We start from the raw sequence: 12,622 nt of genomic DNA, 5'->3' as shown, positions 1-12,622 counted from the left end.
ATGATGATTCTCACAAATAAGCACATCATAAAATTGTATGTGATTTTTATAACTAATTGAAAATAATATATAAAGTGATGAGTGATATTGAAATGAAGCTCACAGGGAGATGTGAAGATTCGTTAATCTTTGGGAAAAGTTGTCACAGCAGTCGGTGGTCTGGTTTCGAGGGCGCGGGGACGCTCTTGCAATTTGATCATAATCACCTGAATAAATAAGATTATTTTTTGCGGTCAGGGTCATTTTTTCACCTGGACAAATTAAGCATAGTAGCGACGTTATCCAGACCACTGACGGAGCGTAATGTGCCTCAGCATATTCAGGACGATGTCTTACACACTTTTTACTCACTGGCAGAGGTGTTTTCTAAGGCGACCGGACTCGCCGCCGTGGTGGTAGACATAAATGGTCGGAAAATTACTGCCTGTCATAATTTTAATTCGTTCTGTTCATTACTGCGCGCCAATCTGCAATACCAAAAACTTGTCAGAAACGTGATAAATATTGTGCTTTTGAAGGGGTAAAAGAAGAAAAAATCAGAATACTCTGCTGTCATGCCGGGTTGAGTTTTTTCTCTATGGCGTTAATTCGTCAGGGGCATCTGCTGGGATTTATTATTTGCGATCAGGCGTGCGCAAAGTATCCGGAATATAAAACTATTGTCATCGATGACGATCGGCAGTGGGCTTTCGATCCTAAAATTAAATCAGCCTGGAATCAGATCGCGATTGTAGAAAATAATCATCTGGTGGCAGCGGCAAACCTGCTCAGCTTTATTATTAACAATCTCAATCCGGTTCAGCGTAAAACGGTGGACACCGCTGATGCGCAGTAGAACGACCTGCGTCTGTCAGCAATGGAACTTTCTCGCCACGAAAAGAAACGGGTCGCCGCACATGTCTGTTTAAGCGCCAACTACTTTAGCCGTTTCTTTAAGAAACGGCAGGGAGCGAATTTTAAAACCTGGGTGAGCCAGAAAAAATGCAGCGGGCGAGTGAGTTGATGTGCGATCCGTAGAACTCTATCGACAGCATCGCCCGGAAACTTCAGTATGCGCAGACGAGCTATTTGTGTCGGGTGTTCCGGGCGGCTCACCAGACGTCTCCGCAGTTATTCCGTCATGAACGCCTTTCGCTGTAGGCGCGTTCCATCGCCTCTGGAATAAAAGAGAGTCGGTCGCTCAGACGGACAACATCACCAACCACAATCAGTGCCGGTGGCACAATATTCGCTTCCTGCGCTTTCGTGAGTAATGTACCGAGCGTACAGGTTAAGCGCCGCTGATTGTCCCGGGTAACTGACATCACAATCGCCGCGGGCGTGTCCGGTGATTTGCCTCCCATTAGCAGTTCTTCACAAATAAATGGCAGGTTTGCGATCCCCATAACAATCACCAGCGTGCCGTTGAGCTTCGCCAACTGCCGCCAGTCCTGCTGCTGATTACCTTCGCGGGTATGTCCTGTCACAACATGAAAACCCGATGCCAGATCGCGGTGGGTCACCGGGATCCCGGCGCAGGCCAGCCCGCCAATGGCGGAACTGATCCCCGGCACCACTTCGAAGTCAATGCCTTCTTCGACCAGACATTCCACCTCTTCGGCACCGCGGCCAAACACGTAAGGATCGCCACCTTTCAGGCGCACAACGTTCCGCTGTGCTCGCGCATGCTGGATAATCAGGGCATTGATCTCCTCCTGAGGAACACTATGAAAGCCCGGACTTTTGCCAACGTTGATGCAGGTACAGCTCGCTGAGCACCACTCAAGCATTTTAGGATTGACCAGCCGATCGTAAATGATGACATCAGCCTGTTGAATACACTGCAGGGCTTTAAGGGTCAGTAAGCTGATATCACCAGGGCCTGCACCAACCAGCCAGACTTTTCCGGAGTTTTTCATATGTCGTCCTTAATTATTGTCGGGAAAAACGGTAAAAAGAGTAAAAGCAGATAAAAAAACGTCATCGTTTGCTTATCGTTTAGTGAGCTGAATTCTCCTGAAATAATAAGTAAATAATATTGATTAAACCCGCAAAGTTTTTTCGCCGATAAACAAGTTATCTTGAAAAATTATTAAGAACTTATTGGCGCTATTTGTCGCATAATAACCTTATTTAAATTGTGTTTATGGCCAGTTTTGCGTATTATTGGTTATTATTTGTTCGACTCCTGTGTGAATAAACCATGGAGTGGATCAATGACATCCAGGTAGGAAATAAAATATAACTCTTAGGCCAATCGGGAGTCGGTTGCATTTATTTTTTATAAATTAAACTATTTTTGTACGCGGCATATGGAAGACGTTATGAGAGGAAAGATACCAAAGACTGAATTACTGGTGACGTTTGAAGTGGTGGCACGTCATGAAAGTTATACGCGTGCGGCGGAGGAGTTAGCATTAACGCAAAGTGCTGTATTTCGCCAGGTGAATGCACTTGAGGATTTTCTGCATACTGCATTATTTAATCATGCCAAAAAGCGGATTTTTTTAAACGAGGCCGGGAAGCATTATTTGAGCATTGTTAAGGAAACGCTCAATAAACTTGAGCGTGATACTAATACCATTATGACCTGGCAGCCCACGGTCGAAGTCATTGAACTGGCGGTCAATCCGACCTTTAGCACCCACTGGCTGATCCCCAATCTGCGTGAATTCAACAAACTTAACCCCGATATTATCGTTAATATTCACTCGCTGGCGAACATGGGCGATTTCCTCAACCGTGAATATGATGCGGCCATTATGCGTGAAGACTTCTGTTCGCCGTGGTCAGAAGTGGAGTATCTGTTCGAAGAGGAAATCCTCCCGGTTTGTAGCGGCAGTCTGCTGTCACAGCCTAACCAGAAATTGGCGGTTGAAGAGTTGCTCAATGAGTTTCCCTTGCTGCATCAAAGTACGCGAATTAACGGCTGGCAGGAGTGGTTTGCCCTGTCAGATGTCAGTAGCCCACGGGTCAACAAAGGCCCGCGTTTTGATCTGCTGTCGATGCTGATCGCCGCGGTGCGATCGAATTTGGGGGTTGCGCTGCTCCCACGGTTTGCGATCCAGCACGATCTGGATAACGGTGACATGGTGATCCCTTGCGATGTGCCCATGCGCACGGGTAATCGTTTCATCATGACCTGGCGGGAAGAAAAAGCGGAATCCCGTCATTTACAGGTTTTCCGCGAGTGGCTGTTACAAAAATCGGTGGTATCTCACCTGGAACGCTGACGGCGGATGACGGGCAAACGGGAAGCCGGATAAGCGCATGCGCCATCCGGCAACGATGTGACTACCAGTCAATGCCCACCTGCGCCTGAATACCGCTGTCAAAAGCATGCTTCACCGGGCGCATTTCACTGACCGTATCCGCAAGATCCAGCAGTCTCGCGTGGCAGCCGCGACCGGTGACGATCACGCTCTGCTGCGCCGGACGCGCCGTTATGGCGGCGATCACCGCGTCGGTATCAAGGTAGTGATACGCCAGCATATATGTGAGTTCATCCAGCACCACCAGATCGTACTGCGGGTCGGCCAGCATCCGCTGCGCTTCTGTCCAGACGACAAGCGCCGCCGCGATATCCGCCTCGCGGTTTTGCGTTTCCCAGGTAAACCCGGTACCCATAATGTGGAATTCGACGCCCAGCGGATGCAGGGTGTTGTATTCGCCATTGTCCCACTGGCCTTTGATAAACTGCGCGACGCCAACGGTTTTACCGTGGCCGACAGCGCGCGTGACGGTGCCGAACGCGGCGGTGGATTTCCCTTTACCGTTGCCGGTAAAAACAATCAGGATCCCTTTTTTTCCGGTGGCCGCTGCGACCCGGGCCTCGACCTGTTCTTTCAGCTTTTGCTGGCGCTGACGATGCCGCGCATCGTTGGCTCGCGTTTCCATAGACGCTCCTTAGTGCCCCGCCGGGCAGGTTGCGCACCGGTGCTGCTGCTCAAACTGACTGAAGAAGTTATTTCCTTTGTCGTCAACCAGCACGAAAGCGGGCAGGTTTTCAACCTCCATCATCCAGACCGCTTCCATTCCCAGTTCGGGATACTCAAGGCAGCGCAGGCTTTTCACATACTGCTGCGCCAGCAAGGCGGCGGCACCACCGATGCTGCCGAGATTAAAGCCGCCGTGTTTGTGGCAGGCGTCAGTAACCTGCTGGCTGCGGTTGCCTTTGGACAGCATGATCAGGCTACCGCCAGCGGCCTGGAAAGCGTCGACATAGCCGTCCATGCGCCCGCCGGTGGTTGGGCCGAGCGAGCCACAGGCCATATTGTCCGGCGTTCTGGCCGGACCGGCGTAATAGACAATGTGGTTACACAGGTACGCTGGCAACGGTTCGCCGCTGTCGAGTCGTGCTTTGATTCTGGCGTGCGCAATATCGCGGGCAACCACGATCGGACCGCTTAAGGAGAGGCGGGTACCGACGGGCAGTCGGGACAGATCGTGCAGAATTTCTCGCAGGGGACGGTTCAGCTCCAGCTTCACGGTCTGTGCGCTGTTCTCCACGCGACAGGACTCAGGAATAAACTTGCCCGGATTATGTTCCAGTTTTTCCAGCCAGATACCGTGTTTGTTTATTTTTGCTTTGATATTACGGTCCGCCGAGCAGGAAAGGGCCATGGCGATCGGACAGGAGCCGCCATGGCGCGGCAGACGGATAACGCGAATATCATGCGCGAAATATTTACCGCCGAACTGCGCGCCAATACCAAATTCACGGCTGGCGTTGAGCAGGGTCGTTTCCAGCGCCGTATCGCGGAACGCCTGCCCCAGTTCGTTACCGTGAGTGGGCAGATTGTCGTAATACTTCGTCGAGGCCAGCTTCGCGACCTTCAGCGCCTGATCCGCTGACAGACCGCCGACGACAAAAGCGATGTGGTACGGCGGACAGGCGGCGGTACCGAGTGATTTCATTTTTTCTATCAGGAAGGCGGTCAGTTTTTCCGGTTGCAGAAGCGATTTGGTCTCCTGGAACAGTGCGGCTTTGTTGGCCGAACCGCCGCCTTTATTGACGAAAAGGAAATGGTATTCGCTGCCCGGCGTGGCGCTGATATCGATCTGTGCGGGCAGGTTGGTCTCGGTATTCACTTCGCGATACATATCCAGCGGCGCGTTTTGGGAATAGCGCAGGTTATGCTCCTGAAAGGTGGTGTAAATGCCTTTGCTCAGCGCTTCGGCGTCATCGCCGCCGGTCCAGATCCGTTGCCCTTTGCTGGCGACTACCGTCGCGGTGCCGGTATCCTGACAGTTTGGCAGTACGCCTTTCGCCGAGACCTCGGCATTACGTAGCAGTTGTAGCGCGACGTATTTATCGTTACTGCTGGCCTGCGGGTCGTGCAGAATGCTGGCGATCTGTTTCAGATGGCTGGCGCGCAGGAAGAATGACGCTTCATAAAATGCCTGCTGCGCCAGCAGCGTTAACGCCTCCGGCGCCACTTTGATCACTTCCTCACCGTCAAGCTCGCTTACCGTAATATGCTGATTACTGAGTAGTTCATATTCTGTGCTTTCTTTGCTTTGTACAAAGAGTTCCTGCCAGACAAAGTGTTTAGACATAGGACTTCTCACCTTTTTGTTTTTTTGCCGGATGGCGGTGTTTGAACTGCAAAAATGAACGAGTCGTAGGCGGATAAGCGCAAGCGCCATCCGCTACGGGGTTTAACGTGTCATAAAAAGATTGGCCTGCGTGGCGTTAGCAACATAGTGGATGGTTTGCTGTGCGCGAACGCTGTTACCCGCTTCATCCAGCGGCGGCGAATAGACGGCAATGGCGTATTGTCCCGGTACGACCGCAACCATGCCGCCGCCCACCCCGGATTTCGCCGGGATACCGACGGTATAAAGCCATTTGCCGCTGCCGTCATACAGTCCGGCAATCGCCATTTCCGCCAGCACCTGCGGTACATAGCGTGCATTCAGAAGCTGCTTGCCGTTGAAGGGGGATTTACCGTTATTGGCAAGTACCGCGCCCATTTTGGCGAGCTGTTCAACGGTGACATCCACCGAACACTGGCGGGTATAAATCTCAACGGCCTCGTCGGTATCGCCGTAGAGGCTGCCGTATGACGCCATCAACGCTGCCAGTGCCTGATTGTGCTGGTTGGTTTCCATTTCCGAGGTGAATACCGGTTCATTGACGGTGAGGGTTGCATCGGCCCAGGCATTGAGGTTGTTGAGAATTTTGTTCCAGCGGTCCGTTTTGTCTTTCGCGTCAATCAGGCTCACGGTGCTGATAGCGCCCGCGTTGACCAATGGATTCTCCGGCGCGCCTTTGGTCAGCTCAACAGCAAGGCCGGAGTTGAAGGGCAGGCCAGTCGCGTTGGCACCGAGTTTCTCCAGCACCACGTGCGGGCCATGCTGTTCCATGGCCAGTGCCAGCGTGAACACTTTGCTGAGCGATTCCATCGGAAACGCTTTTTTCACATCGCCCGTCTGGTAAATTTTACCGTCCACCGTGGCGAGGGTAATGGCGAAATTAGCGGGGCTGTAGGTTGCCAGCGCAGGAATGTAGTCGGCGACTTTTCCGTCTGCGTTACTTTTGAATTTCTGGTGCGCCTGTTCAATCAGCGCGGCATAGTCCGGTGCAGGCTGTGCCAGCACAGGGGCGTTGAAATACAGGCTGGCGATAATGATAGCTGAGCCAAAAAGTTTCACGTTCATGGTGCAATCTCGCTCGACAAATTACGCCGGAAGACGGCGTTGCGCCTTATCCGGCCTGGAAAAATGTGCGATTCGCAGGCCGGATAAGCAGTGGCGTCATCCGGCATTGTTGCGCGATCAGGACATGGCCACTTCTGACGGCTCAGTCGCTGGACGTTCCTGCTCGGGGACCTTAACCGGCGCGGGCGCGGTGCCGCGACAGCCTTCACCGAAGTGCTCGCCTTCCCAGCGGCCAACGATCGCCGCGCCCATTGCGTTACTCATCACGTTGGTGGCGGAGCGGCCCATATCGAGGAACGGATCGACGCCCATCAGCAGGATCAGCCCCGCTTCAGGGATGTGGAACTGGTTGAGGGTGGCGGCAATCACCACCATCGAGGCGCGCGGAACGCCCGCCATGCCTTTAGACGTGAGCATCAGGATCAATAGCATGGTGATTTGTTCGCCCATACTCAGCTCAATGTTGCACGCCTGGGCGATAAACACAGTGGCAAACGAGCAGTAGGCCATGGAGCCAACAAGGTTAAAGGAGTAACCAATCGGCAGGACGAAGCTGGCAATTTTGGACGAGACGCCGAATTTTTCCAGTTTGTTCAGCGTGCCGGGGAAGGCGGCCTCTGAGCTGGAGGTGGTAAAGGCCAGCAGCGCCGGTTCGAGGATGGATTTGGTCAGGCGGCCAATGCACGGACCGACAAGCATTGCCGACAAGCCAATCAGGATTGCCCACAGCATCCCCAGCGTCAGGTAGAACTCGCCCATAAAGATCCCGGCGCTCACCATGACGCCCAGCCCGCGTTCGGCAATCAGGCCGGAGATCGCGGCGAAAACCGTCAACGGAGCGAACAGCATGACATAGCCGGTCAGTTTCAGCATCACGTGAACCAGCGAGTCGAGCACTTTGACGATCGGTTCCGCTTTTTCGCCTATCGCCGCGAGGCTACAGCCGAGGAAAATGGAGAACACCACGATTTGCAGGATCTCGTTACGCGCCATCGCATCCACGATACTGGTGGGCACCGCATGGGAAATAAACACCTTCAGGGTAAACGGTTCTGACTGGACGGCGGCTACGGCGCCCGCGTCGTGGGCGACAAAGTTAATGCCTGCCCCCGGCTGGAACAGGTTGACGATCACCAGACCCAGCGCAATTGACAGCAGCGACGCGCAAATAAACAGAAAAAAGGTTTTTGAAAAGATACGTCCGAGCGTCTTTGCGTCACCCATTTTGGCGATACCCACCACCAGCGTTGAAATAACCAGTGGCGCGATAATCATTTTAACCATGCGCAGAAATATGGTGGTAAAAATAGAAATTTCCTGCGCATAGGTTTTTGCAGTATCGGCTGATGCCATATTATTAATAGCCACCCCGGCAATCATACCGAGAATCAGGCCTAATATGATCATTTTGGTCAGACTTATTTTTTTCATTTTCACTCCATCGGATACGGATAAGGGTTGGCGGCAGCAGGAGAAGGGGCGTCCGCACCGCAGAAGCAGCCGGACGCCAGCCTGTTGTGACCAACCATTTAAATAAACTGGAATACAGTGATACAGCGAAACCCTGTACGCCGGTGGATGTTATTGTTATTAATTACTCAAGGTCGAATGTAATATTTAACAGCGGGGCATGTTGCTGTGCGCCATAAACATCATTGTCGCCAACATTGCCGGAAATAATATCGCGAGGCATGACGATTTTTACCGCATTCGCCGGGTCAAACCAGACAATGCGATGAATAAAGTCAGGCGCCACGTTATACAGGCCGGCAATTAACTGAGGCGTTAATTGCTCTGAACGTTTAACCCGCTGATAGTCTTCACGTGTTTTAAATAAAATATCTAACACCAGTTCGTACGGCCCGGCATTTTTAGAGCGAATCACCTGAGCCAGGGTGCAAATAGGGTATTTCATGCCGTTACTCCTTCTGGCGTCACCTGCTCGAGGCGGAAGTCAAAACGCAGATCGTCGCTCGCTTCAATCAGATGATAGACCGAGAACTCATACACCGGCCCGCTCTGGATATCGGAAGGCGAGAACGGGAAGGCGAGGTTGCCCGCGGTGGCGATCCGGTTTTCATAGCCGTAGTGGAGCAGGGTAGAGCGCACCAGCGAACAGACGCTGTTGGCGATATCCTGGGTCGGCGCCACCACATCCAGCAGAATGCCCAGCTCATGCCCGGCGGTGTTTACCGGCTCATGGTTGCCCATCACGCCGTTTTTGCCGTACAGGTGAAACGTCATGCGAATACTGTCGTCATTTAGCGAGAGGTTTTGCGCCACGCTGGCTTTCACGTCTTCCAGAATGGTATCAATTCCGGCAATCATGATCGGATCGCGCGTGCCGGCGATGGTCAGGCAGCGGAATCCTACCTGGCGCGCCCCTTCCAGCTTCAGCGCATACGGCGTGGTTTCGTGACGTGAACCGCTAACGTACACCTCGCCATCGTTGACCGCTTTAAAATGACAGCCTTTCAGATTCAGCACCCCGCCAGGCCCCGGCAGGCTGTAAGGATCGGACTTCTCATACAGGGTGTGCGCCGCGGCTGAGGTTTCGGTGAACTTCCGCTTCGGGTTGAACGTTTTCAGGGTGAAGCCGTTGTCGTCAATGATCCCCATCGCACAGTCGGAACCGGACCCCGGCGTGGCGGCAATCGCCGCGCATTCAAGGATTTTCCCGCAATGCAGCGCCAGGCCTTCATCGAATCCCTGCATAATGGGCAGGGCTGCGAAGCACGCCGGATCGTAAGCACGTCCCCCCAGCACGACCTGCGCACCGGCGGCGAGCGCACGCTGGAAGGGCTCTACGCCCATTTGCGCCACGATGTAGGTGCTCTCTTCAATCGCCTCATGGGTGAGTTCGGGAACGAAATCCAGCGCGGTGATCTTGCCGTTGTCCAGCGCCGCATGCACGATCGCTTTATCGACATCCGCAGGGATCAGCGCCAGCGAGAATGACAGGTTTTCTTCCTGCGCGATCTCGAGGATTATCTGGCGGCACCATTCCAGATGCGGCGCCGCGCCGGACCCCCCGGCGGTGCCAATCACCACCGGGATGTTGTTTTTCACGCCAGCGACGATCATATAGCGCAGATCGCGCTTCACGCCGGCCCTGTCGGTAAACGGTTTACCCGCCCCCAGGTAGTGGGGGCCAGGATCGGAAGAACCCGCGTCAACGGCGATCAGATCCGGTGACGCTTCCATGGCTTTGCGAAAACTGTCTTCCGGGAAGCCATAACCGAGAATGGCCGTCGGTGATAAGATCTTAAATGTACGGGCCATCAGTTAATCCTTAGTCTGTAACAGCGCGATGGTGCGGTTCATTTCGTTAAACACAATGTTAAGACCTTCATCGAAGCCCATGCCCGGCTTGATCAGCATGCGCATTGGCCGCGCGGCGAGCGCCACGTGAACGCAGGTACGGGCGCTGATTTCGGTTTCGTTACAGGTGCCGCCCTGGTAGGCTTCCATGCCGTGTTTGTTGCAGTACAGCACCGCGTCAACGATGTTGTGAATGCCGCCGAGATCCGGGGTTTTGATCTGTACCATGTGGCAACTGCCGGCATCAGTGAAGTCCACAATGTCCTGGTAGGTGTTACACCATTCGTCCGCGACAATTTTTACCCCGGAGCCCAGACGGGTCAGCTCTTTGGTGATGGCGGTCAGCATGCGGATCTGATCCGGCTTGTTACCTGCATCCACCGGGCCTTCAATGTACAGCGGCAGCCCCTGCGCCTCTTTTTCAAGGCTGGCGATGTACGCAGCGCAGCGTACAGGATCCATATCGAAAATCAGGCCGATAGTGCCGTAAACGTCAATGTGCAGCGTCGGGTGATAGCGCGGGCTGGTGCGCAGGGTCAGGATGCGATCCGACAGCCAGCGCACGTACTCACGCAGTTTTTCACCGTGGAAGCCAAGTTTTTCTTCGACGTTGTTGATCAACGCGTGAGGCAGGACGTCAACGCCTTTCAGGATCATCTTGTCGACGGCGATATAGCGGTCATCGCCGCTTTGTCCGAATAAGGGAATGGCTTCCGGGACGCACGGCAGTTGCCATTCGTCACAAACCACTTCCGTTTTCAGGCGACCGGAGGCCAGCGCCGTGGCGTCAAGCAGCGCCTGGGACAGGCCGTAACGTACGGCAGTATGCAGCAGCTTACCGTCGATACGCAGCTTGTCGAAGAAGCGGGCGTTGGGCAGAAACGCGTCCACATCACGGCCTTCCAGCAGCGGTTTAATATGATCGTTAAGGAACGGAATAAAATGCTCTGCGAGGAACAGCGGGTCGCGGCCACCCGCGCCGGAGTACTGTACGGCGGCGCAGTCGCCAACCGCCACCGCGCCATTTTCCAGAATCAACTGGACCGATACGCATTCGCCCGCCTGACGCACGGCGCTAAAGCCTGGCGTAACCGGCGCGCCGGTGTAAATAAACCCGTCATGACCCGCGCCGTTTTTGATCGCCTGCTGATCGTCGAAATAAAAAGAGGAGTAGCCAGCGGTGAAAAGGGCCTTTTTGATTTTCATTATGGTCTTCCTATTAATTGACTGTGGGATACCGCGTTGATGTCATCAACAACCATCTGGAATGAGGGTTTACGTCCTTCAAAGCGCGCGCGCTCGGCAACATAGTCATGGTGCAGCGCGAGAATGTCTTTCGGTAGCGGCACCGCGCCGGCTTCGAGTACACGGATCGCGCCGCTGTTATCGCGCACCGGCAGGATTTTGCCCGCGTTACAGGCGGCAGGCGCGAACGGCACATCCAGCACCCCGGCTTCGAAGGCCAGCACCGTTCCGCGCGCCACGTCGCCGTTGCCCAGTTCAAAGACTTTCTTCAACACCGCGCGCACTTCGCTCTTAATCAGCTCGACTTCCTGCTCGACCGCTTTACACGGCGGGAATTTCTGGTCGCTGACCATGTTGAGCATCTGTCGGGACGCCTTCAGCCCCTGCACGTTCGCCGCTGCGGTAGGAATACCAAAGGCTTCGTGCGGGCTTTTGGTGATGACTTTGGTGGCGCCAGCCATTCCCGCCACCGCCGCTCCCCAGGAGATAATGGCGAACGCTTTCGATTCATCTTCCGGGAAGCCGCCCATCCACTGATGGAACACGGTGCTCAACTCATAGTCATCGAAACCGTAGTTCTGGAAGTATTCATGGGATAGCTCGCGCAACGACTGGATCGCCGCAACATCCTGGGTCAGACTGCCGACCTGTCCGTAACCCACGGTAATGGATTTCACTCCTTGTTCCAGCGCCAGTAAGCCTTCGATAATCGCTACGGCGTGGGACATAAACGGAGGGATCAATGTGCCGGTCAGCGGGCCGAACGGCTCGCGGTTAATGCGTATGCCGTGTTCCTCGTACAGCCCCATCAGGCGGTCGCAGTACTGCCAGTCGCGGATCGATTTTTCCAGCGTGACGCGCTTGGCGTAAGGAATGTTGTAAGAGATGCCGCCACCTTCGTAGCTGGTGAAGCCGCTGGCCATTGCGATTTCCGCCAGCAGGCGGGCATCCGGCGTACCGTGGCGTACCTGAATCGGCTTTTCCAGCGCTTCGGTCATCAGGCGGCAGGCCGCTACGCCGTGGTTTACCACCGGTAAGCCGTTAAGTTTTGAGGTGCCGGCTTCGATCGATTTTTGAATGCCGATCGCCGCTTCTTCATAGCGGTTCAGACGGGTGTAGGCATCAATGGTGCTGGGCAGAAGATCGCACTCCGTTTGCAACGTTTTCAGCAGCGCAATGTGTTCGTCCATTAACGCCACGCCGGCGCGCGGCTGGCTCAGGGTTTTTCCCTGCTGATCGGCTTTTAGCAGGGCATGAGAGAAGCGTTTTTTCTCCGGGATGGTCTGCTGGTACTTCACGCCATCTTCAAATTTTTCGACATCTTTGCCGGTTGACCACGTCTGCAACACCTGGTGCCGTTCGGTCATAAACTCGTCATGGGTCAATTTTTTATTTCGAAGTTCCATTCGTCGCT

13 protein-coding genes are annotated in these 12,622 nt (G+C 54.1%); 4 read left to right on the top strand and 9 right to left on the bottom strand.

Annotated features, from left to right (window positions below; translation table 11 throughout):
• Positions 1 to 305 precede the first annotated feature (305 nt).
• The 3 genes from HVX72_RS22350 (at position 306) to HVX72_RS22345 (ending at position 1,140) form a co-directional block, all read left to right on the top strand.
• The gene (locus tag HVX72_RS22350; RefSeq protein WP_181821763.1) at positions 306 to 524 is read left to right on the top strand and encodes a PocR ligand-binding domain-containing protein; all 219 of its coding nucleotides are present in this window, start codon (positions 306 to 308) and stop codon (positions 522 to 524) included.
• Positions 446 to 835: a PocR ligand-binding domain-containing protein gene (locus HVX72_RS22235; protein ID WP_343285940.1), complete on the top strand. Its 390-nt coding sequence runs from the start codon at positions 446 to 448 to the stop codon at positions 833 to 835. Before HVX72_RS22350 ends, HVX72_RS22235 begins: the two co-directional genes overlap by 79 nt.
• A gap of 188 nt (positions 836 to 1,023) precedes the next feature.
• Entirely contained in the window at positions 1,024 to 1,140 is a 117-nt protein-coding gene (locus tag HVX72_RS22345) for a hypothetical protein (protein ID WP_346010442.1), read from the top strand.
• On the opposite strand, the gene cobA is transcribed toward HVX72_RS22345, so the two are convergent.
• Positions 1,119 to 1,898 carry a uroporphyrinogen-III C-methyltransferase gene (cobA, locus tag HVX72_RS14695; RefSeq protein ID WP_181821762.1) on the bottom strand — a complete coding sequence of 260 codons (780 nt, stop codon included), beginning with the start codon at positions 1,896 to 1,898 and terminating at the stop codon, positions 1,119 to 1,121. The genes HVX72_RS22345 and cobA overlap by 22 nt on opposite strands.
• Positions 1,899 to 2,303: 405 nt before the next feature.
• On the opposite strand from cobA, the gene HVX72_RS14690 reads away from it, so the two are divergent.
• Positions 2,304 to 3,212, top strand: coding sequence for a LysR family transcriptional regulator (locus HVX72_RS14690; RefSeq protein WP_042285301.1), 909 nt, complete (start codon positions 2,304 to 2,306; stop codon positions 3,210 to 3,212).
• Positions 3,213 to 3,273: 61 nt separating this feature from the next.
• On the opposite strand, the gene cobO is transcribed toward HVX72_RS14690, so the two are convergent.
• From cobO to HVX72_RS14650, 8 genes are all read right to left on the bottom strand, one after another.
• Positions 3,274 to 3,876: a cob(I)yrinic acid a,c-diamide adenosyltransferase gene (cobO, locus tag HVX72_RS14685; RefSeq protein ID WP_042285298.1), complete on the bottom strand. Its 603-nt coding sequence runs from the start codon at positions 3,874 to 3,876 to the stop codon at positions 3,274 to 3,276.
• A 9-nt stretch (positions 3,877 to 3,885) separates the two neighbouring features.
• Positions 3,886 to 5,538: a class I fumarate hydratase gene (locus HVX72_RS14680; protein ID WP_181821761.1), complete on the bottom strand. Its 1,653-nt coding sequence runs from the start codon at positions 5,536 to 5,538 to the stop codon at positions 3,886 to 3,888.
• A gap of 102 nt (positions 5,539 to 5,640) precedes the next feature.
• Complete coding sequence (glsA, locus tag HVX72_RS14675) at positions 5,641 to 6,642, bottom strand: glutaminase A (RefSeq protein ID WP_042285293.1); 1,002 nt, start codon at positions 6,640 to 6,642, stop codon at positions 5,641 to 5,643.
• Between the two features lie 117 nt (positions 6,643 to 6,759).
• On the bottom strand, positions 6,760 to 8,073 hold the full coding sequence (locus HVX72_RS14670) for a dicarboxylate/amino acid:cation symporter (RefSeq protein ID WP_181821760.1): 1,314 nt from the start codon (positions 8,071 to 8,073) through the stop codon (positions 6,760 to 6,762).
• 163 nt (positions 8,074 to 8,236) lie between these two features.
• A complete protein-coding gene (locus tag HVX72_RS14665) occupies positions 8,237 to 8,557 on the bottom strand; it encodes a DUF4387 domain-containing protein (RefSeq protein ID WP_060568870.1) in 321 nt (106 codons plus the stop codon).
• Complete coding sequence (locus tag HVX72_RS14660) at positions 8,554 to 9,924, bottom strand: acyclic terpene utilization AtuA family protein (protein WP_060568869.1); 1,371 nt, start codon at positions 9,922 to 9,924, stop codon at positions 8,554 to 8,556. Before HVX72_RS14660 ends, HVX72_RS14665 begins: the two co-directional genes overlap by 4 nt.
• Before the next feature lie 3 nt (positions 9,925 to 9,927).
• A complete protein-coding gene (locus HVX72_RS14655) occupies positions 9,928 to 11,169 on the bottom strand; it encodes a methylaspartate ammonia-lyase (RefSeq protein ID WP_042285281.1) in 1,242 nt (413 codons plus the stop codon).
• Positions 11,169 to 12,614 (bottom strand): methylaspartate mutase subunit E, encoded by a 1,446-nt coding sequence (locus tag HVX72_RS14650; RefSeq protein WP_181821759.1) that lies wholly within the window; start codon positions 12,612 to 12,614, stop codon positions 11,169 to 11,171. The genes HVX72_RS14655 and HVX72_RS14650 overlap by 1 nt, the downstream gene beginning before the upstream one ends.
• Positions 12,615 to 12,622: the final 8 nt, after the last annotated feature.

Origin of the sequence: Citrobacter sp. RHB21-C05, assembly GCF_013889015.1 — a bacterium.
In the GTDB taxonomy this organism is placed as follows: Bacteria; Pseudomonadota; Gammaproteobacteria; order Enterobacterales; family Enterobacteriaceae; genus Citrobacter_A; species Citrobacter_A sedlakii.
This window is presented reverse-complemented; position numbering and strand designations above follow the sequence as displayed.